The organism is Prosthecobacter sp. (assembly GCF_044226605.1).
Classification (GTDB): domain Bacteria; phylum Verrucomicrobiota; class Verrucomicrobiia; order Verrucomicrobiales; family Verrucomicrobiaceae; genus Prosthecobacter.
Map to the genome: position 1 here is coordinate 166,984 of NZ_JBGAGS010000013.1, position 21,758 is coordinate 188,741.

The 21,758-nt window shown below is 59.4% G+C and carries 15 protein-coding genes and 1 tRNA gene; 13 read left to right on the top strand and 3 right to left on the bottom strand.

Translation table 11 applies throughout. The annotated features are described in order from the left end of the window. Nucleotides 1–67: 67 nt before the first annotated feature. On the top strand, nt 68–940 hold the full coding sequence (gene mtnP, locus ACILSO_RS19075; RefSeq protein ID WP_395739041.1) for an S-methyl-5'-thioadenosine phosphorylase: 873 nt from the start codon (nt 68–70) through the stop codon (nt 938–940). A 63-nt stretch (nt 941–1,003) separates the two neighbouring features. Continuing rightward, the gene (locus ACILSO_RS19080) at nt 1,004–2,350 is read left to right on the top strand and encodes a tetratricopeptide repeat protein (protein ID WP_395739042.1); all 1,347 of its coding nucleotides are present in this window, start codon (nt 1,004–1,006) and stop codon (nt 2,348–2,350) included. Nucleotides 2,351–2,365: 15 nt separating this feature from the next. On the opposite strand, the gene ACILSO_RS19085 is transcribed toward ACILSO_RS19080, so the two are convergent. Together ACILSO_RS19085 and purT are read right to left on the bottom strand one after the other, a co-directional pair. Beyond that, nucleotides 2,366–3,190 (bottom strand): transglutaminase-like domain-containing protein, encoded by an 825-nt coding sequence (locus tag ACILSO_RS19085; RefSeq protein WP_395739043.1) that lies wholly within the window; start codon nt 3,188–3,190, stop codon nt 2,366–2,368. Between the two features lie 66 nt (nt 3,191–3,256). After that, nucleotides 3,257–4,438 (bottom strand): formate-dependent phosphoribosylglycinamide formyltransferase, encoded by a 1,182-nt coding sequence (gene purT, locus ACILSO_RS19090; RefSeq protein ID WP_395739044.1) that lies wholly within the window; start codon nt 4,436–4,438, stop codon nt 3,257–3,259. Between the two features lie 343 nt (nt 4,439–4,781). Between purT and ACILSO_RS19095 the strand changes: the two genes are divergently transcribed. From ACILSO_RS19095 to ACILSO_RS19105, 3 genes are all read left to right on the top strand, one after another. Continuing rightward, on the top strand, nt 4,782–5,564 hold the full coding sequence (locus ACILSO_RS19095) for a ComF family protein (protein WP_395739045.1): 783 nt from the start codon (nt 4,782–4,784) through the stop codon (nt 5,562–5,564). Nucleotides 5,565–5,711: 147 nt separating this feature from the next. After that, entirely contained in the window at nt 5,712–6,548 is an 837-nt protein-coding gene (gene accD / locus ACILSO_RS19100; RefSeq protein ID WP_395739046.1) for an acetyl-CoA carboxylase, carboxyltransferase subunit beta, read from the top strand. Between the two features lie 701 nt (nt 6,549–7,249). Beyond that, entirely contained in the window at nt 7,250–7,867 is a 618-nt protein-coding gene (locus ACILSO_RS19105) for a hypothetical protein (RefSeq protein WP_395739047.1), read from the top strand. Between the two features lie 607 nt (nt 7,868–8,474). Here ACILSO_RS19105 and ACILSO_RS19110 read toward each other — a convergent pair. Beyond that, complete coding sequence (locus tag ACILSO_RS19110; protein ID WP_395739048.1) at nt 8,475–11,363, bottom strand: COR domain-containing protein; 2,889 nt, start codon at nt 11,361–11,363, stop codon at nt 8,475–8,477. Between the two features lie 1,046 nt (nt 11,364–12,409). Here ACILSO_RS19110 and ACILSO_RS19115 point away from each other — a divergent pair. The 8 genes from ACILSO_RS19115 (at nt 12,410) to ACILSO_RS19150 (ending at nt 21,724) form a co-directional block, all read left to right on the top strand. Continuing rightward, nucleotides 12,410–15,178: a 2-oxoglutarate dehydrogenase E1 component gene (locus tag ACILSO_RS19115; protein ID WP_395739049.1), complete on the top strand. Its 2,769-nt coding sequence runs from the start codon at nt 12,410–12,412 to the stop codon at nt 15,176–15,178. A 39-nt stretch (nt 15,179–15,217) separates the two neighbouring features. Further along, complete coding sequence (sucB, locus tag ACILSO_RS19120; protein ID WP_395739050.1) at nt 15,218–16,345, top strand: dihydrolipoyllysine-residue succinyltransferase; 1,128 nt, start codon at nt 15,218–15,220, stop codon at nt 16,343–16,345. Nucleotides 16,346–16,670: 325 nt separating this feature from the next. Then, nucleotides 16,671–17,537: a DUF502 domain-containing protein gene (locus ACILSO_RS19125; protein WP_395739051.1), complete on the top strand. Its 867-nt coding sequence runs from the start codon at nt 16,671–16,673 to the stop codon at nt 17,535–17,537. Between the two features lie 10 nt (nt 17,538–17,547). After that, entirely contained in the window at nt 17,548–18,033 is a 486-nt protein-coding gene (locus ACILSO_RS19130; protein WP_395739052.1) for an 8-oxo-dGTP diphosphatase, read from the top strand. Between the two features lie 44 nt (nt 18,034–18,077). After that, entirely contained in the window at nt 18,078–19,520 is a 1,443-nt protein-coding gene (locus ACILSO_RS19135) for a sulfatase-like hydrolase/transferase (protein WP_395739053.1), read from the top strand. Between the two features lie 237 nt (nt 19,521–19,757). Continuing rightward, nucleotides 19,758–19,828, top strand: a tRNA-Gly gene (locus ACILSO_RS19140). A gap of 45 nt (nt 19,829–19,873) precedes the next feature. Beyond that, entirely contained in the window at nt 19,874–20,452 is a 579-nt protein-coding gene (locus tag ACILSO_RS19145; RefSeq protein WP_395739054.1) for a hypothetical protein, read from the top strand. A gap of 66 nt (nt 20,453–20,518) precedes the next feature. Continuing rightward, nucleotides 20,519–21,724 carry an outer membrane beta-barrel protein gene (locus ACILSO_RS19150; RefSeq protein ID WP_395739055.1) on the top strand — a complete coding sequence of 402 codons (1,206 nt, stop codon included), beginning with the start codon at nt 20,519–20,521 and terminating at the stop codon, nt 21,722–21,724. Nucleotides 21,725–21,758 lie beyond the last annotated feature (34 nt).

Consider the following 21,758-nt stretch of genomic DNA (forward strand, 5'->3'; position numbering starts at 1 on the left):
AGGTGACATTTTCAAGCGCCACAAGGTTGTCGGTTGAAGCAGTGTTCATGCCTTTTACCCTGCCCGCATGAGTCAAAATCCCCCTCCTGCCATCGGAATCATCGGCGGTTCCGGCCTTTATGATCTTGAAGGATTTGAAAATCGTGAGGAAATCATTGTCGAGACGCCATTCGGCCCGCCCTCGGACGCGCTGGTCACCGGCACGCTGGCGGGCCGGCGGGTTTATTTCCTGCCACGCCACGCCAAAGGCCATCGCATCCTGCCCACGGAGCTGAACCACCGTGCCAATCTCTGGGCGCTGCGCAGCCTGAACGTCCGCTGGGTCATCGCCGTCACCGCGGTGGGCAGTTTGCAGGAGCAGTACCACCCGCGCGATATCCTGCTGCCAGATCAGTTCTTTGACCGCACCAGCCGGCGCGACCAGCACACCTTTTTTGGCAAAGGCATTGTGGCGCACGTGGCCTTTGGCGATCCCATTTCCGACGGACTGCGCGCGCTGCTGCATGACGCCTGCGTGGCCCAGGGGCGCAAGGTGCACAATGGAGGCACCTACGTCTGCATGGACGGGCCTGCTTTTTCCACGCGGGCGGAGTCCAATGCGCACCGCCAGCTCGGCTTTGACGTCATCGGCATGACAAATCTGCCGGAGGCCAAGCTGGCCCGGGAGGCGGAAATGGCGCTGGCCACGCTGGCGATGGTCACGGATTACGACTGCTGGAAGGTCGAGGAAGAAGCGGTCACCGCCGAGTCGGTAATCGGCCACCTGCATGCCAATGTGGCCGCCGCCAAAGCCATCCTGGCCCAGGTTATTCCGAACATCCCAGCGGAACCCGGCTGGCCGGAGCATCGTGCACTGGACACGGCGCTGATGACCGACCGCAAACTGTGGCCGGAGCAGACGGTGGAAAACCTGCTTCCGCTGCTGCAGCGGTTTCTGTGATTTTTCAGGCGGGGAGAGTGACGGTGCTTGCATGTGCAACGCCCTCTGTCGAAGTTTGCGGGCATGAATTCGCCTGATCTCCCGCCGCCTTTTCCACATCTGCCGCCGGTTGCCCAGGCTCCCCGAAAAGGCATGGGTGCGGGGATGATCGTGCTGATCATCCTCGGAGTGCTGGTGCTGTTTGCAGGCGTGCTGGCTGCGCTGGCAATACCCGTTTACAAGCGGATGCAGGGACTGGCGCAAGGCGCGAAAGATTCTCTGCAACACAAAGCACCGGCGCCTCCGGCCAAGGAACTGACCGCATTGCAGAAGCTGGAACTCAAGGCATTCGGCGAGCGGCTCGCCGATGCTTTGACCGCCGGAGACGCAGAGACAATCAAGAGCATGCTGGACTCCGAAGGAATGGCAGACCGTGTGTTTGATGAGCGGACATCGGGCTTCCCCCAGGTCAGCGAAATGCGGAAGGGATTCATCAGCGGGGCGACAAAACCTCCGGGCGGCTGGCTGCGGAACGTCATGGGCAACAAGACCAAGGCCCTCCACTACCGCGAGCGCGACGGTTATCCCGCCATTGTGATGCGCCTGACGCCTGAAGGCGGCGGGGTAAACTATGTGGACATTGTGGTGCGCCCTTTTGGTAAGTCTTTCCGCGCGGTGGACATGTTCACCTACATGTACGCCAGCTACTTCACCGATGAGACGCGCAATCTCATGGCCACGATGCTGCCCAGCTCAAGCGTGGGAAAGCTGGCCTCCCTGATGGGGGCCACGAACTTTGACAGTGAAATGATCAATCTTCTGAAGAAGGGCGGGGAGCTTATCAAGGCAGGCAGGTACGCCGAAGCTCTGAGCATTTGCGAAGCCCTGCCCGAAAAGTACCGCACGCACCGCATGTTCTTCATGCTGCGCATGCAGGCGCTCATGCAGCTGAACGATGCGGAGGAAGGGAAATACGATGCGCCGTACCGCGAGATGCTGCGCTCCGCGCCGGACATTCTCGGAGCAGACAGCACCACGGATCTGCTCATGATCGATTTGATGTTCCTGGACAACCAGCTCGCAGAGGCTGACGCGTGCATCCAGCGTGTGGAGAAGGTGGTGGGAGGAGACCCTTATCTCAAAGTTCTGCGTGCCAACACCCACCGCATGATGAAGGACTATGAAGGCGCCCTCAAGCTGGCGACCGAGGCGCAGAGCGAAGAGCCTGATTTATTTGAAGCGGTGGACGCCCGACTGACCATTCATGTGGAACAGAAGCACTACCCCGCCATCGTCGAAGAATTCCGCGAGCTGAAGAAGAAGGGGGTCATCATGACCCGCCAACTGCTCATCGAAGATGGCGTTTACGAAGACTTTCTCGCCTCTCCCGAATTTGCCGCGTGGGAAAAAGAGAGCGGTGCGCAGCGCTGAGACGGCTGCCTTGCCCTAATCTTCCATCAGTTTCACCGCCAGACGGCGCATGAACTGTCGCTCCTGCAGCAGGCCGATGCGTTCGTAGGCCTCGTCAAGATTGCGCAGAATGCGAAGAAGTGTGGCCTCGGCGGTGGCGGGCTCATGAATGAGGTCCTCCATGCCGGGATTGGCGGCAGGGTGGTGCTTGGCTACGTCGGCGGCCAGCATGAACCGCCCGCGGTTGAAGCAGTCCACCAGCCAGATCTTTTCACGGTATTGCACACGGGAAAGGAAGTGGCCGGGGAAGTTGCAGCCCTCGATTTCAAGGCCGAAGCGGTGGCCGAGGAGGCGGTAGAGGCAGCACAGGCTGATGGGATTTCCCAGGCCGGTGTCAAGCACCCAGAAGAGATTGCTGTTGGCCGGGGAGTAGTAGTCTTTGCTGTTCCCTCGGAAGCGGGTGATGCCACCGTGCGCTGCAAAGAGCCACTGGGCGAGTTCATGCGCATCCATGCGGCCTTTTTCCGCAAAAGCCTCTTCTGCGAGGGCATCGAGGCGCTTGGCCAGATCGGCGGACTGAGATTTCCAGCCGTTCAGAAAGGCGGAGAGCTGGCTGAGGCCTTCTTCGAGCTGCGCATCCGGGCCTTCCATCCAGCGCCAGCGCATCCAGGTGTCTTCCAGCTCAAGACGGCGGGCGGGCTCCAGCAGCTGGGCCACCAGTTTTTCTTCGTCGGCGGAGAGAGGAGTCTCCAGCGTTTCGATGTGCTGCGGCAGCTCGCGCCGCATGCCCGTCAGCTCCTGCCGCACAGCCTGCCGCACGACCTCAGAGTCGTCGTCGAGCAGTTTGATGAGATGGCTCAAGTGAGCGCTGGAAGGCATTTGTAGGTGATAACATGTTCCACGCGCCGGATGCAATCACGAAATGCACTAGAGCCGGATCTCCATGGCCTTGGCGGCGCGGTGGGCTTTGGCGCGGGCTTCGTTGATGGTTTCGGCGCGGGCGAGGGTGACAGCCATGCGGCGCTGGCCGGAGACGCTGGGCTTGCCGAAGAGACGTACTTGTGTGTCGGATTCGGCAAGAACCTGGTCCAAAGAGCCAAACTGGACATTGGCGGACTCGCCTTCGACCAAAACGGCGCAGCTGGCGCTGGGGCCGTGCTGGCGGATATTCGGGATGGGGAGGCCGAGAATGGCGCGGACGTGGAGGGCGAACTCGGAGAGGTCTTGGGAGATGAGGGTGACGAGGCCGGTGTCGTGGGGGCGGGGGGAGACTTCGCTGAAGATGACGTCATCACCCTTGATGAACATTTCGACGCCGAAGAGGCCGCGGCCGCCGAGGGCTTCGGTGATGGCGCCGGCCATGTGCTCGGCGGAGGCGAGGGCTTTGGCGGACATGGGGTGGGGCTGCCAGGATTCGCGGTAGTCGCCTTTGATCTGGGTGTGGCCAACGGGGGCGCAGTAGGAGGTGCCGCCGGCGTGGCGGACGGTGAGCATGGTGATCTCGTAGTCGAAGTCGACGAAGCCTTCGACGATGACTTTGCCTTTGCCGGCGCGGCCGCCTTCCTGGGCGTATTGCCAGGAGTGGGGGATGTCGGCTTCGGTTTTGACGACGCTCTGGCCTTTGCCGGAGCTGCTCATGATGGGTTTGACGACGCAGGGCATGCCGATTTGGGCGATGGCGGCGCGGAATTCGTCTTCGGTGGAGGCGAAGATGTAGGGGGAGGTTTTAAGGCTGAGGTCTTCGGCGGCGAGGCGGCGGATGCCTTCGCGGTTCATGGTGAGCTTGGCGGCGCGGGCGGTGGGGACGACGCGGAAGCCTTCGCTCTCGAGTTCAAGGAGGGTGTCGGTGGCGATGGCTTCGATCTCGGGGACGATGCAGTCGGGTTTTTCGACTTCGACGAGGCGGCGGAGGGCTTCGCCGTCGAGCATGGAGATGATGTGGCTGCGGTGGGCGACCTGCATGGCGGGGGCGTTGGCGTAGCGGTCGACGGCGATGACTTCACAGCCGAGGCGCTGGAGCTCGATGACGACTTCTTTGCCGAGCTCGCCGGAGCCGAGGAGCATGACTTTGGTAGCGGAGGAGGAAAGGGGGGTGCCGATGCGGGACATGAGGTCGGGGGGAGTTTGCGGTGGTTTACAGTTGTTGACGGTTGTTTACGATGGTTTGTCCGGAGTTCCAGAGGAGAGATTGAGGGGGAGTTTGCGGTTGTTGGCGATGGATTGCCGTAGTTTGTCCTGAGTTCCGGAGGGTGGATGGCTGGAAGAGTGGAAGAGTTGACGGTGGTTTACGGTTGTTGACGTGGCTGAACGTTTGTTGGAACGCCGGAGGGGGATGGCCGAAAGAGGGGAAAAAGTTTGGAGGACTGAAAACTGGGAATTGGAAATTGTCGGAGGAGGGAAAGGAAGTTTGGGGTTGTTTGGACGGGGGGCTGTGGTTGAGGGTGGCTGGATTATGGCTTTTCCTGGTCCTCCGAAACCTTCGCGATTGCAGCGGCTGCTGGGGCCGGTAGGAGTGGGGCTGGCGGATCTGCTGTATCCGAGAATGTGCTGTGTGTGCGAGGCACCGGTGGATGAGGGGTGGTTCTGCACGGTGTGCGAGGAGGGGCTGCCCCTGGTGAAGCCGCCGTATTGCATGGTGTGCGGGGAGGTGTTTGACGGGGCGATGGAGCGGGAGTTTCGGTGTGGGAACTGCAGCGGGCGGAGGCTGGAGTTTGAGTTTGCGGTGGCGGCGTGCGAGGCGGAGGAGGGGGTGAGGGAGCTGATCCACAAGTTCAAGTATGAGCGGCGGCTGTACCTGCGCGGGGTGCTGGCTTCACTGCTGCTGCGGACGCTGGAGGAGCCGAGGCTGGCGGGGGAAAACCTGGCGGAGTGGCTGCTGGTGCCGGTGCCGCTGCATCGGAGCCGGGAGGTGGACCGGGAGTACAATCAGAGCTGGGAACTGTGCGAGCGGCTGTCCCGCCTGACTGGGATCCCGGCGGGGAAGGTGCTGGTGCGGACGCGGGTGACGGACACTCAGGCGGGCCTGAACCGTGGGGAACGGCTGAGGAATCTGCGCGATGCGTTTGCGATGCGGCCGGCGCGCCCGTGGCGGCCCAAACTTTCGATGCAGGGGCGGCGCATCCTGCTGGTGGATGATGTTTTTACGACGGGGGCGACGACGAACGAGTGTGCGAGGGTGCTGCGGCGGGAGGGTGGGGCTGAAAAAGTGGTGGTCATTACGGTAACACGCGGCTAGGATCGAGGCCGCGTCTGGCTTCGGCCGGGCCTGACGGTGCGACGGCCGGGTGGGTGCTCCCTTCCTGGCGACTCCTGCGATTTGCCATTCGGGGAGAGGTGCCGACGGGTCCGCTCCTGGATGGATGCGCAACCTGACTGACCTACCATGGGATTTTTCACAAGACGTACTGTTGATAATTTAGGCGAGAAGAAACGAGACATGCCGGAGGGGCTGTGGACGAAGTGCCCTTCGTGCGGGGAGAGCCTGTTTGAGCAGGCGCTGGCCAAAAACCTGCGCGTGTGCACGAGCTGCGGCTACCATTTTACGATCGGCTCGGAAGAGCGCATCGCGAGCCTGGTGGATGAGGGGAGCTTTGTGGAGATGGACAAGGGCTTGGACTCGGTAAACGCGCTGGGCTTCAAGGGCTACCTGGACAAGGTGAAGGCGTACCAGAACAAGACCGGCCTGACAGAGGCGGTGGTGACGGGGCGCGCGGTGATCGAAGGACAGCCGGTGCTGCTGGCGATCATGGATTTCCGGTTCCTAGGCGCGAGCATGGGCAGCGTGGTGGGTGAGAAGATCACCCGCGCGATCGAGGCGGCGACGGCGGAGCGGAAGCCGGTGATTGTGTTTTCGGCGTCGGGTGGTGCGCGCATGCATGAGGGGATTTTGAGTCTGATGCAGATGGCGAAGACGAGCGGGGCGCTGGCGCGGCATGCGGAGGCGCGGCTGCCTTATATTTCGGTGCTGACGCATCCGACGACGGGTGGTGTGACGGCGAGCTTTGCGACGCTGGGTGATCTGATTATTGCGGAGCCGAAGTGCATGATCGGCTTTGCGGGGCCGCGTGTGGTGAAGGAGACGACGCATGCGGATCTGCCGCCGGGTTTCCAGACGGCGGAGTTCATGATGCAGCACGGGCTGGTGGACATGATCGTGGATCGCAAGGAGATGCGGGCGACGCTGGCGAAGGTGCTGCGGTATATGGCGGCGGGGAAGTAGAGCCGGGCGGAGTTGACGGTTGTTGGCAGTGGTTTGCGATTGTTTGCGGTGGTTGATGAGTTTGTGGCGAGCTCGAATGGGGGGCTTGCTGAGGAGGCTATGGGATAGCCGGGGATTTGTTGATGGAGATCTGGAGAAAGGGCAGAAAAATTAGGGGCAGAAAGATTTTTTCCGGAGGGGGGAATGATCGGAGATTTGGACCACGGATGACACGAGCAGCACTGATGCTGGATGGGATTTTGGGGCTGGGGCGAAGGTGGTGCGCTGTTGTGTGGCGGAGGAATGGCCGGAGAGTTGCACCGCTAGAGATTAGAAGACCGCAGAGAAATCCTTCTGGGTTGGATACCAGGAGGGGCGGAGGTATGTACCGCAAAGATTTGGAGAACGCAGAGAGGGCAGAAATCTGTGCCGATGGTATTGAGATGGCTGGGATGTTGTGATTCGGAGAAAGGGCAAAAAGATTGGGGGCAAAAAGATTTTTTTCCGGAGGGGGGCGGAGGCTTGCAACGCCGGAGATTGGAAGGCCGCGGAGAAGTCGTTCAGGGGCAGAGCTCTGTGTTGTTTTGGTGCCCGGGGATGAGGGGCTGGTAAAAGATGGGTGGTAAAAGATTTTTGAATCGGAGGTGTGGAGGGGAAGGCTGATTTTTGGGAGAATGGGGTTGATTTGTTGGGGTGAGCCCCAAGGGGTTTGAGTTATGAAGATGAAGAGTGATTTTGATGGGGTGGCTGGAGTTGCGGCGGAGGCTCGGGCTGAGGGGAGGCGACGGGTGGGAAAAGGGAGGGTGAAGGGGGAGAGGAGGTGGAAGAGGTGGCTGGCGGGGGCGAGGGCGCAGGGGAGGTCGGACAGGGAGCTGGTGGTGGAGATGCATCTGTGCCGGGAACTGCCGCTGCCGAAGGTGGCGGAGGTGCTGGGGCTGAAACTGAAGGAGGTGCAAGGGCTGTGGCTGCAAGCGCGGATGGGGACGATGCGAGGAATGACCGTGCCGAACTCGAAGGAGGATCTGGTAGTGCTGCGGGAGCAGATGGGAGCGCTGCTGTGGCACACGGTGGCGGAGTCCTGCTTTGAGGAAGAGGCGGAGGCCTGCGGTGCCATGACGACGACTGCCAAGGCGGCGGCAGCGAAGCGGCGGGTGCCGGCGCTGGGGGTGCGGCTGAAGGCGTTGAAGCAGATCGCTGAGCTGTACGGGGTGAACCCGAAGGCGAAGACCAAGGTGGTGGAGCCGAAGTATCAGCAGGTGGAGCCCGCCACGCCGGAGGAGATCTCGATGCTGGTGAGGGAGTGGCTGGAGGAGCGAGGGAAGGGTGGGGGGCGGGTTTAAAGTTTCAGGTGTTAAGTTTAATGTTGCCGGAGGGGATAGAGAGAGCTGCACCGCAGAGGGGAGCTGGCAGTTGTTGGCGGTGGTTTGCGATTGTTTGCAGTGGTTGGGGACGCCGGAGATTTTCACTGCAGAGATCGGAGAAACGCAGAGAGGCCGGAAATTTGAACCACGGATTGCACGACCAGCACGGATGCCGGAACGGATTTGGGGCTGCGGTGAAGATGGGGCGCAGGATTTTGGCCGAGGAATTTTTGGGCAGGGGGATGGCCGGAGATTTGCACCGCAGAGATGGGAACGCCGCAGAGGTTTTCCGGAATGGATTCGGACGACACCGCTGCTGGGAGTGCGACTCAAAGCGTTGAGGCAGATCGCGGTGCTGTATGATGTGAACCCGAAACGGAAGGCGAAGGCTCAGGATCCGCGGTTCGAGCCCGTGGAGCCTGCGACGCCGGAGGAGATTTCGGAGCTGGTGAGGAAGTGGCGGGAGGAGAGAGAAGTGAGGGGTGTGAAAAATTTGCACCCGCCATTCGCTGCATTTTTGAGAATGCAGAAAGTTTTCCTACTTATTGGCGAGCAGATGGAGATTGGTAGGGCACTTTGGGTTGGGTCATTTTAGGTCTCGATTATCCTCTCTGATAGCTCTGCTGGCAGAGACTTCTGCGATGATCCCACGCAGCGCTTTTTCAACGTGGTGCCAGCCGTTCACTGAAGGGTTAAAGCTTGAGATAGGACGTAGCAGTCCGTTGTGATTCGGCACAGTCTGCAGCCCGCTCAGCCATTTCTGCCTTGCAAAGGCTTCGCTGGGCTCAAGCAGCACGGGAAGGATTACGGCGTCGCCAGCTTTATTGCGGCGTTGAGCTTCCTTGAGTTCGACGCCTTTGATATACTTGGAGGCAAAAAAAGGAGTGCTTAGGAGCATCACCACGATGTCTGCCTCCCTCATTTCTTTTCGGATGGCATCATCCCACTCGCTGCCGGGGCGAATTCGGCCATCGAACCACCAAGACACGAGCCGCTCATTCTTCAACACGTCAAGGTGCGGCTTCAGCTTGTCCCACACCTTGTAGTTAGCATGGGAGTAGCTGACGAATATCTTCAGCCGCGGTGCGCCTTTCCTCCTCGCCTTAGCGGGCTGCACCTGCTCAAGCTCCGGGGTGACGGGCAGATTTTGAGCTCCCTCAGGCGTCATTACCTGCACCGGCAGGTTCTGGGCCTCTAGTTTCTCCAACTTCTCCACGCTCTCGTACTGATCTCCTGGCACCTTCAATTCCAATTCCTCGCGGCCTCGCAAACCGTTCGGCAAACCGCGATGAATCTCCTCCATATTGGCCCTCACGATCCCTGCGAGGTGCTGTCTCTCCTCCGCATTACCACCGAGGATATGAATATCTACACGCGGACTGGGTCGCTGCCCCGCCATGACCAACGCGCGAGCATTTTCCCAGCCTAGCACCACTCCGCGCTTCCAACGGAAATAGCCATCGCTCAGCGAATGTGTACGCACGATAAAGCGGCTCATCACCCCTGCGGGCAGCAGTTCGTACAAATAACGAAAGCGCACCTGCGCCTGTTCGATATGCGCCGCCACATCGTACTCTCCAGGCTCTGGTTCATCCAGCATCAGTAGGCCAGGCAACAGGTAAAGCGGTTTGTTTTTATGTTCGCCTGCGTGGAAGCCTAGTTCCCGATCCTGCATAAGTTGCAGTAGGAATTCATGCACTCGCACCCCATCGCGGTCTTCGGGGTAGTCATCAATGACGGCACCGCGCTCCTTGCTCATGCCCTTCAAGCCTTCCTCCAACACTGCAGGAAATTCATCCTGCCAAAGTTGACCAAGTTTGTTTTGGAATGGTTTTCGATGCACGCCGCGAACCAAGCCGTAGAGGCCATTGGCCGCCCAATTGGGGTTCAGCACACGGGTGTCCCGCAGCCGCTCATCATTGCCATAGTAAAGCGCCACGCCCAGCGCATTCAGGTTCTCTGCCAGACTCGTTTGTGCACCTTGATTCGTCACCTTGCAATCGGTGCACACTTGGCGGTAAGCTGCCCAGTTTAAGAAATGCTGCCGTTTGTGGGCGTCCTTATGGGAAACCAGATCGTCTAGTTTTTGACGCACTTGGAAGTAGGTCAGTGGCCATTGCTGGCGCACTGCAGGCATCTGCTCCAGGACGGCGCAGATTGTCTCCCGCAGCTTATCGATGCCAAAGGCCGTTTTCTCACCCTCTTTGAGCTCGCAGTCCGTCTCCACAAAGGCACGGATGTTTGGATGCTCGCGCTGCAGGCGGCGTTTTTCCACATCGTAGGGTCCGGGGCTTTGCCACTTATTCATCACCACGATGACTGGGGAATGCTCTATCTTGTTTCCATTCTTTCGACTGCCGTAGCGTTCCACATGGCCAAGCCAGTATTCCGCTTCCTCCATCTGCTGGCCACCGCGTCCGTCTAGTACAACCACGTAGAGACTGCGTTCCGTCAGGAAAAAGCGGTGAGTTTCATGTGTGATTTCTTGCCCTGCAAAGTCCCACACATGAATCTTCACAGGCTCGCCGCTAGGGCAGTTCAGTTGCCATGATTGAATCTCGATTCCTGGCGTTTCTTTCTGATCTTTTTGATACGGCTCGCCACGCAGGGCACGTGATACAGACGTTTTTCCAGCCTCTCCGCGTCCTACCATTAGTAGTTTCACCTCATTTAGTGGGCGCACGCCTTGCGCTTGTATGGCAAAATAGTAGTCTAGGATTGCTGTTGAAGATGCCGCCTTAACTTTATCATTCACGACCTCTGTCCAACTCGGGCCAAGCACTCCTGAAGGCAAGTTCAATTCGTCATTGTCATGCAGATACAATTGCTTAAGCTTAGTCAGGTGGCCGATTTCCCGTGGCAGGCATGTCAGGAGATTGCCCTGGAGAAATAGCACCGTTAATTTTGCAAGCTGACCGATCTGTGGTGGCAGAGTAGTAAGCCGGTTATAGTGGAGAGCAAGTCTATCCAAATTAGCTAACTGGCCGATTTCTACAGGCAGACTGGTGAGTTGATTGCCCGAAAGGTAAAGCCAACGCAGTGGGAGCAGACCGATGTTCGTCGGAAGGGCGGTTAATCCGTTGTTCCAGGCAGAAAGTGACTCAAGTGCAACGAGTTGGCAGAGCTCTGAAGGCAGAGTGACGAGTTGATTGTCTCCAAGACTCAATTCTTTAAGCGAAGTGAGTTGGCCAATTTCTCGCGGCAAACAGGTTAATTGGTTTTCATAAAGGTTGAGTTCGTTAAGCGCCGTTAGATGTCCAATCTCCGGTGGCAGGCTGGTAAGCGCGTTATTGCTAATATGAAGTTTCTTCAGTGCTGCAAGTTCGCCAATTTCTGGAGGCACTTCAGTCAGGCCGAGCCCGACCAGAGATAGAGAAATTCCGCGCTTTCCCTTGCGGCGGCAGTTTTCGATGATCTCCAGAGCCCTCTCATAGGCAACTTCGGGACTCTTTGACAAGAAGGATTGAGGAGACATGCACAAAGAATGTAATGCTGAAGCCCAATTGTCGAATGCCGAATAGCATAAAGGGCGACCATTCTTCAAGGGCAGTGATCTTTGTCATCTTCCCTCCTAATACGCGCCCCCAATCTTCCAATTACTCGACTTCGTCATTGATAACTTTGGACGCATACCAAAAGGCGGTTTTCGCGGGTTTTGAGTTTGTCCAGTAGGACGCAATTATGCCGCCACGGCACTTGTGCAAGGCGTGCTTGAACGGTGTGTCCCGGTTCAATGGTGCCCCAGGCTAGTGCACAATTTCTCTTGGTCCCAATCAGACTGAAGGCACCAGGTTTGCCTCCACTAGCGGAGAATTTTTGGGAATTGGGCTGATGGGAGATGAAACCTGGGATTTGAGCTGGTATGGATCGGCATGCCTTTGATCAGACGCTCTCCAAGCGGCGCATTCCTTCGTATGATGAGGAGCGCTGGGCGAAGGATTTGGAAACACTTCGAATACTGCGACTGCGGTCATTAGAGGGTTCGGGAGCGGTGTGAGTTAGGCCGCCCTTTCAGGGCTTCCCGCTTTTTTGTTTGGCGGAATCCCAGGGCGGTGCCCTGGGCTGCGATAGGTCGCGCCGTTGGCGCTGCTGTGGGCGGAGGGGAGGCGGGATAGTCGCGAATTTTGGCGAAATGGAGATGAACTGACGGGGATCAGGGTAACGATGTGGTGACTCCACGGCACTTGTGCCAGGTGTGCTTGCACAATTCCGCCCGGTTTAAAAATTGTGCACCAAGTTGATGCGCCATTGCCCCGCCCTCCCATTGTCCAACGACCTGTTGGACAATTACGGCCTGCCATGGCCAAAACCGATGGTGGTGAAGGAGAAGTACTCGAATATCCGCGAATTTTCAGAAATGGGGATGGGGAGCGGTGGTTGCTTTGGTAAGAGGGGTAAGGACATCCCCAAATTGGGCTAGCCCGGTGGGGGGAGGGTGGGGGTAGCTGTAAAAAGGGCTGCAAATATGGGTTTCCGCATTTGCACTTGGAGGGAAAGCGCCCATTCTTCCTGCCCCCATTCATGAGTGCTACTTTGCCGTACCGCGCTAACGCGGATTTCCTCGAGTCCAAATACGTGGACTGGAAAAAAGACCCTGGTTCCGTGGAACCGCTGTGGTCGTCGTTTTTTGAAGGTTTCGAACTGGGCATGGCCCGGCTGCCGACGAAGGCTGGAGAGGCCGGGGGCGGCGGGGAGGGTGCTGTGCTCTCTGAAAAGACGCTGAATTTCCGCATGCGGGTGTCCAATGCGCTGCAGAATTTCCGGGCGCTGGGGCATACGGCGGCTCATTTGGACCCCCTGGACAAGGCGGGGCCGGAGGTGCCGGGGCTGACGCCTGCGGGGCTGGGCTTTACGGCGGATGAGCTGGAGGAGGAGGTGAAGACTCACCTTTTCCGCAACGGGCAGCCGATGAAGCTGAAGACGATGCTGGCGGAACTGCAGCGTACTTACTGCGGCAAGACGGGCTTTGAGTTTATGCACATCCACCACCCGGAAGTGCGGGCGTGGCTGCTGGACAGGATCGAGGGCCGGGACCTGGACGCCAAGCCGGTGGCGCAAGATCAGGTGAAGGCGCTGCGCTGGTTGCTTGAGGCTGAGTCGTTTGAGAGGTTCCTGCACCGCCGGTTTGTGGGGCAGAAACGCTTCTCGGTGGAGGGTGGCGAGAGCATGCTGGTGGCGTTGGAAACGCTGCTGGAGGCGCTGCCTGCGGCCGGGGGCAAGGAGATCATCCTTGGGATGGCGCATCGCGGCCGTCTGAGTGTGCTGGCGAATTTCCTGCGGAAGCCGCTGGAGTATCTCTTTTATGAGTTCAGTGAAAACTATGTGCCGAACATGGTGTCGGGTGATGGCGATGTGAAGTATCACCTGGGATTTGAGACGGTGAGGCAGACGAGCAGCGGGGATTCCGTGGGCGTGATGCTGGCACCGAACCCGAGCCACCTGGAAGCTGTGGACCCGGTGGTGGAGGGGATGGCGCGTGCGCGCCAGCGTGCGCTGAATGATACCAAGGACCGCAAGAAGGTGATCCCGGTGCTGATCCACGGGGATGCGGCGTTTGCGGGTCAGGGTCTGGTGGCGGAGGTGCTGAACCTTTCGCAGCTGCCGGGGTATCGCACGGGGGGCACGGTGCACATCATCGTGAACAACCAGATCGGCTTTACGACGATGCCGGAGGATGCGCGCAGTTCTGACTATTGTACGGATGTGGCGAAGATGATCGAGGCGCCGGTCTTCCACGTGAACGGGGACTGCCCGCTGGAGGTGATGAATGCGACGAGGCTGGCGTTTGAATTCCGCCAAACTTTTGCGCGAGATGTGATCATCGACATCGTGTGCTACCGCCGTCATGGCCACAATGAGACGGACGAGCCTGGATTTACACAGCCAAACATGGCGCGTGCGATCGCGGAGCATCCGTCCACGGCGACGCTGTTCCGTCTGGACCTGGCGGCGACGGGAGTGCTGGATGAGGCGGGTGCGGCGGCGCTGCAGCGTGAGCTGGACGATGACCTGGAGCAGGGCGTGAAGACGCTGGCGGAGCGCGACAAGGGCAACGAGGGGGGCAATCCTTTCGAAGGAAGCATGGCGATGCCGCAGCCGGCGTATGACTACAACCCGGTGAAGACGGGGGTGGAACTGGCGACGCTGCAGAAGATCGGCCAGCGCCTGCTGGAGGTGCCGGAGGAGTTTAATCTGCACCCGACGATTTCGAAGCGATTCCTGGCGGCGCGCAAGAAGGCGATCGAGGCGGGAGAGGGCATCGACTGGGCGTATGCTGAGTCTCTGGCGTTTGGCACGCTGCTGACGGAGGGGCACGGAGTGCGCCTGAGCGGGCAGGACGTGCGGCGTGGTACCTTCAGCCACCGGCACAGTGTGTTTTATGACACGCAGACGCGTGAGCGGCACATCCCGCTGAACAATCTGGCTGCGGAGCAGGGGCGGTACTGTGTGTACAACAGCCTGCTTTCCGAAGCGGCGGTGCTGGGATTTGACTACGGGTACTCGCTGCTGACGCGGAACCTGCTGGTTTGCTGGGAGGCGCAGTTTGGCGATTTCGTGAACGGTGCGCAGGTGATCATTGACCAGTTCATCGCGAGTGCGGAGAGCAAATGGCAGCGGCCGAGCCACATCACGCTGCTGCTGCCGCACGGGTATGAGGGCCAGGGGCCGGAGCACTCGAGCGCGAGGCTGGAGCGATTCCTGCAGCTGTGCGCCGGCGGGAACATACAGGTGTGCAATTTCACGACGCCCGCGCAGTATTTCCATGCGCTGCGCCGGCAGATCAAGCGCAGCACGCGCAAGCCGCTGGTGGTGATGACGCCGAAGAGCCTGCTGAGGCATCCGAAGTGTGTGTCCAAGCTGAGCGAGATGGCGGAGGACACGACCTTTAAGGAGGTGCTGGACGACGACCAGCTGCTGGCGGCACCGGAGCGTGTGACGCGCCTGATTTTGTGCAGCGGCAAGGTCTATTATGATCTGCTGGAATTCCGCGAGGAGCACAAGATCAAGAACGCGGCGATCATCCGCATCGAGCAGCTTTACCCGCTGAACTACGAGATGCTGAAGGAGATCGTGGCGAAGTATCCGCGTGCGCAGAAGAAGTGGATCTGGTGCCAGGAGGAGCCGCGAAACATGGGCGCCTTCTACTACATCCGCCCGCGCCTGGAAGAGCTGTCCAACCACAAGCTGCGCTATGCTGGCCGCGAACGCAGCTCGAGCCCGGCAGCAGGATCCAAGGCGATCCACTCGCTCGAACAGGACAAGCTGGTCGAGTCGGCCTTCAGCGTGTGATTTGCAAAGACATCGATTTTTTTCTCCCTACATCCCGTCATGCCCTCAGACATCAAAATACCCGCACTCGGCGAATCCGTCGCCGGTGGTCAGATCGCGAAATGGCACTTCAAAGAAGGTGACTACGTGAAAACTGGCGACATTCTGCTCACGCTCGAAACCGACAAGGTCGCTGCTGAAGTGACGGCGGAGACGAGCGGTGTGCTGCACATCGGCAATCAGGCTGGAGACGATGTGGAAGTGGGCGGCGTGGTGGGTTCGATCGATGAAAGCGCGGCGGCGCCTGCGGCGAAAGCGGAGGCTGCGAAGCCTGCGCCTGCTGCGGCGGCCCCAGCGGCAGCGGCTGCTCCAGCGCCTGCGGCGAAGGCGGAAGAGAAGCCGGCGAATGTGACGGAATTTAAGGTGGTGCCGAAACCTGAGGCGGCACCTGCGCCTGCCCCGGCGGCGAAGGCGGCACCGGCTCCGGAAGGGCGTGTGACGCGCAAGAAGATGAGCCCGCTGCGCAAGAAGATCGCGGATCAGCTGGTGAGCGCGCAGCGGACGGCGGCGATTTTGACGACTTTCAACGAGTGCGACATGACGAATGTGATGGAGCTGCGCTCGAAGCTGCAGGACAGCTTTGTGAAGAAGAACGGTGTGAAGCTGGGCTTCATGAGCTTCTTCATCAAGGCCGTGGTGGAGGCGCTGAAGGCGGTGCCGCAGATCAATGTGCGCGTGGAAGGCGAGGAGATCGTGCAGCAGCACTATTTCGATATCGGCGTGGCGGTGGGCACGGAGCGCGGACTGATCGTGCCGGTGCTGCGTGATGCGGACCAGAAGAGCTTTGCGGACCTGGAGAAGGACATTCTGGGCTACGCGGCAAAGGCGAAGGAAGGCAAGATCCAGGTGAGCGACCTGACGGGTGGTGTGTTCACCATTTCGAACGGCGGTGTGTATGGCTCGCTGCTGAGCACGCCGATCATCAATCCGCCGCAGAGCGCGATCCTGGGGATGCACAGCATCCAGCAGCGGCCGATGGCGATCAACGGGCAGGTGGTGATCCGCCCGATGATGAACCTGGCGCTGAGCTATGACCACCGTGTGGTGGACGGCAAGGAGGCGGTGACGTTCCTCATCCGGGTGAAGGATTGCATCGAGAATCCGGCGAGGATGCTGGTGGGTGCGTAAGCGAGGCTGAGATCGTACCGCGAAAGAATTGAAGACCGCAGGGTTCCTGGAAGCAGGGTTCTGCGGTCTTTTTTTTGGTGTGAGGAAGCGGGGCTTTGGGTGCATCTCGCGGAGCGAGATGGGTACTGTATTGAGGGTGCTTTGTGCGGGAGCGAAATTAGTCGGATGAGGGAGGAATAAGGGGAACCCTCAGGACATTCCTTTTGAGAAGCGGTTTAAATCTGCGATATAGTAAGTTTTTGCTGAACATATGCTTTGGCCTGCGTTCTGATTTTTGAGCCTGATGACGTGTTAGATGGCATTTGACCCCCCCAATACAATCCCGATGAGCGAAGCGCATGCGCCCAAAGGGTGGGGCGTGTGGCTGCGGAACAAGTTTCTGGCGGGACTGGCACTGGCGCTGCCGCTGATCCTGACGCTGTGGATTCTGTTTACGATCTACGATTTGCTGCATGCCTGGAGCAAGCCGGTGCTGGCGCAGATCGTGAACCTGGTGAACGAATTCAGCGATGAACCGCTGCTGAACATTGAGGATCCGAAACTGGAGAGCCTGACGAATTTCATCGGCTTTTTGTTTTCGGTGCTGACGATCCTTGGGCTGGGCTTCATGGCCACGAATGTGATCGGGGTGCACATTGTGACGGCGGTGGACAAGCTGCTGCTGCGCATTCCGCTGGTGGCGGTGATTTATCGTCCGCTGAAGCAGGTGATCGATGCGTTTCGCAGCCTGGGAGGGACGAAGCAGAATTTTAAGCGGGTGGTCTACATCGAGTATCCCGTGCCGGGCATGCGGATGATCGGTTTTGCGACGGGGCAGTATTGCGATCCGCAGACGGGCAAGGCGCAGACCTGCGTGCTGCTGCCGACGGCACCGAGCCCGATGACGGGGATTTTGCTGGTGGTGGATTCGGAGAAGATCACGGATGCGCCGATCACGATCGAAGAGGCGATGAAGATGATCATCTCCGGCGGGCTGGTGTCTCCGCCGAATGCGGTGGTGCCGCTGAATCAGAAGCCGGTGGCAACGCCTGCACCCGAACCGGTGGAGGTGGAAGAGCCAGCGCTGGATCTGCCCGCGGGGCTGCCGCGCGCGGAGGATTTTGACGCGGGAGACACGGAGATCCTGGCGCAGTCGATGGACATCAAGAGCGGGAAGCGCTGGCTGCGTGCGCTGCCGTGGAAGAAACGCTGAACTTTGCACGGTGATCGTCGACTGGAACTCCTGGCAACCCGGCGTACGAGCGACGCTGATGTTCATCATTGATGAAGCGAGACGGGAGGTTTTGCTGATCCGCAAGAAGCGTGGACTGGGCGCGGGGAAGATCAACGGGCCGGGAGGGAAGATCGACCCGGGTGAGACCTCGCTGCAATGTGCGGTGAGGGAGACGCAGGAAGAGCTGGGAGTGACGGCGCTGGACCCGATGCACCATGGGGAGCTGTGGTTTCAGTTTGTGGACGGGCTGCGGATGCACGTGGATGTGTATGTGGCCACGCAGCATGAGGGGGAGGCGGTGGAGACGCCGGAGGCACTGCCGATCTGGACGGCGCTGGACGCGCTGCCGTTTGAGGAGATGTGGGCGGATGATGTGCACTGGCTGGCGGAGACGCTGGTGGAGCGGCGGCGGTTTGTGGGACGATTTGCCTTTGATGATGACAGGATGCTGACGCATGAAGTGAGCTGGCTGTGATTTTTTGATTTCAGGGCGATGGCGAACATGACTATGTTTGGGGCATGAAATGCCTTTTGTTTTTGTGCGGGGTGGTTGGACTGCAGATGGCTTGTGTGGCCGCGCCGGATGAGCCGCCGAACATTGTCCTGGTGATGGCGGATGATCAGGGGTGGGGGGACATGGGCTACAATGGGCATCCGCATTTGAAGACGCCGAATTTTGACGCGCTGGCGAAGGAGGGGATCCGCTTTGATGAGTTTCATGCGGCGGCGCCGGTGTGCAGCCCAACGCGGGGGAGTGTGATGACGGGACGTACGCCGAACCGATACGGCTGCTTTTCCTGGGGGCATACGCTGAGGCCGCAGGAGATCACGGTGGCGGAGGCGCTGAAGACGGCGGGCTATGCGACGGGGCACTTTGGCAAGTGGCATCTGGGCTCTGTACAAAAGGCGAGTCCGGTGAGTCCGGGGAACAGCGGGTTTGATGAGTGGGTGTCCGCGCCGAATTATTTTGATCTGAATCCGGTGATGAGCGTGGAGGGGAAGGCGGCCCAGTTTGAAGGGGACAGTTCGGACATCACGGTGGAGGCGGCGCTAAAGTTCATCCGGAAATGCGGGGAGAAGAAGCAACGCTTTCTCGCGGTGGTGTGGTTTGGGTCTCCGCATGATCCGCACCAGGCGCTGGAGAAGGACCGGGCGGTGTATGAGGGGCTGCCGGAGAAGCAGCAGAATTTTTATGGGGAGATCACGGCGATGGACCGTGCGTTTGGCAGGCTGAGGGCGGAACTGAAGGAACTGGATCTGCGGGAGAACACCTTATTATGGTACTGCAGCGACAATGGGGCGCTGCCGAAGGTGGGGGAGACGGGCGGGAGGCGTGGATTCAAGGGGCAGATCTATGAGGGGGGCCTGGCGGTGCCTGCGCTGATGGAGTGGCCGGCGGCGTTTCACGAGCCGAAGGTGATCAAGGCACCCTGCGTCACCTCAGACATCTACCCCACGGTGCTGGCGCTGGCGGACGTGAAGATGGAGAAGCAGCCGCCGGTGGATGGCATTGACCTCATGCCGCTGCTGATGGGGCAGGAGCAGAAGCGATCTCGGCCGATTGGTTTTTGGGAGATGGGAAGGCCGGGGATTGGGGTGAAGTCGAAAGAGTGGATGAACGAACTGCTGGCAGCGCAGGCGAAGGGGGAGGAGCCTGCCGATGCGGTGCGGGTGCGGCCTGACGCGGGCAAGATCACGGAAAAGGTGTCGCTGACGGAGTTTCCGGGGCACGCGGTGTGGCTGGACTGGCCGTGGAAGCTGCACCGGATCGAGAACAAAAAGAATCACGAGGTGACGTGGGAGCTGTACAATCTGGCGAGTGATCCGGATGAGAGCACCGTTTTGCTGGCGGAGCAGCCGGAGCGGGTGCCGGAGATGCAAAAGAGCCTGGAAGATTGGCTGGAGAGCGTGGCGCGGAGCCTGAACGGGGAGGACTACGGGGGAGAGAAGGCGGCGAAGTAGGCGAGCAGGCGTGGCCGTTATTTTTGAAGGCGTTTCAGTACCGAGAATGTTTTCCTTTTTTAGTACCCGCTTGCCAGCACGTCATTGAGTGCTAAATAGACGGTCGAGTTGAAAAGCAAAAGGCCTGAAAAGTTAGGATCTTGAATTGATCAAGAATTCTAGAATTTCAAAATTTTTCTTTAAATTCTAAAAATATCTTGCGGCAGTAGGATGTTTCGTGTTACTATAACTTCAATTGCGGGTATAGCTTAGTGGTAAAGTTCCAGCCTTCCACGCTGGCCATGTGGGTTCGATTCCCACTACCCGCTCTGAGGTCACGAAAACATCTGTCCAACTAACCCTACTGCCCGCTTATGAAAGCTGTCTCTACTTCTCGCATCGCGAGTGCTTTAGCCTGTGTGCTCATGCTGGCATGCGCGTCGTTCAGCTCCGCGCAAACGGCGGGGAACTGCGCAGAGATCACGAATGACGTGCGGGTGGCGGTGGAAAAAGACCCCGCTAAAGTTCTGATGGTTGTGGAAGATGCACTGGTCATCAATGAAGGGTGTGCAGGCGATATCGTGAAAGCAGCCATCACTGCTTCCAAGGCGGATCCTACCCTGGCAGCGCAGATTGTGAAGACAGCCGTCTCGGTGGCCCCTAAAATGGCGGGAGTGATCAATGATTCGGCGTTATCTGTGGTTCCAGGACTGGCGAGCGTGACTCCTGCGGCACCCGATGTGAAACGCCCTGCGATGACTGTGGCGGACGAGAAGAATCCCGGGAAGAACCCGATCGTCGTGGACAAGAGCCCGGTGGTGCCGGTCAAAGGTGAAGACTTCTTCATTCCGTCTTCGATTCGGGGCGTGTTTCTGCTGATGCCCCCTGTCTCGGGACCGCTGCCACCACGGATCATTATCACGCCGGTGTCTCCGTCGAATTCGATTCCGTGACCTTCTCCGTGAAGGACCAATCCTGCGTCTCTGCCCAATCGAAACCGCTTCTGAATCCCCCACTCCATGCGCACAAAACTGGCAATGCTTATCCTGGCCGTCGCGGCTGTGCTCAGCCCAGCCGCGCTGCGCGCGCAGGGGCTGGTGGCGATCCAGAACTACTCGGCGGATTTCCGCAATGAGGAGCCGCTGTCATTCTCGATGAGCGCCAACAGCGGGTATGACATGCTGAAGTACAAGTCGCCGACGTCGCAGTATGGAAACATTGAGTCCTGGTATGCGCAGCTCGGGGCGGGGACGGCGTACACGCACGCGGACAAGACGACGCCCTACAGCTTCAGCCTTGAAGGAAGCGTGCTGGAATATGTGAAGGGAGTGCCGACCTATGGCAGCACGTTCTACAACGGCCGTGCGACGTTCAACTTTGAGCACCAGTTCTCTGAGCGCCTGAAGATGAGCAACAACTTCTACCTCACGTATGGAACGAACCCCAACAGTGCCTTTGGCTACGGGGCCACGAGCGCGCTGTGGAACGGGCAGTTCCTGTATGGCTACAACAACTTCAATGTGAGCTATGCGTGGTCTCCGAGGTTCTCGACGACGACGTCCTACACGTTTGACGGCATCACGTATGAAAACTCGGCGGTGGCCACCTCGCAGGACCGGTATTCGCACCTGGGTGCGCAGCAGATCGCCTACAAGGTCTCCCAGCGGACGAGCCTGACGGCAGAGTACCGCTACCGCATGACGAACTACACGCGGAGCCGATTCCAGAACTATCATTCGCACTATGCCCTTGGCGGAGTGGATCATGCATGGAGCGAGAACATGTCCGGGTCGGCGCGAGCGGGTGCGGAGTTCTTTGAGAACTCGACGGTGAGCAAGGTGAGGCCCTACGCCGAGGCGGCGATCAATTATTCGGTGGCACAGCAGACACAGCTGCGGTGGTTTACGATGCTGGGATTCAACGGCGCACTGCTGGGCAGCTACACCAACAGCTACGGTGTGAACACGGGCATCCAGGTGAACCACAATGTGAGCAAGCGTCTGAGCCTGAACGGCGGCGCGAGCTATGCGCACTCCACGCTTTCCGGCGGACCGCTGCCAGACCAGCGGCAGGATGCGGTGTTCATCAATGCGGGGATTGGCTATCAGCTGATGGACAACGTGAACCTGAACGCGAACTACTCGTTCTCCACACAGCTGTCCAACAATCCTGCCGTGGAATTCAACCGCAACCGTGTCTCCGTCGGCGCCACGGCGACCTTTTAGTCCCAACAGCCAAGACAACACGCCGCCGGCGGGC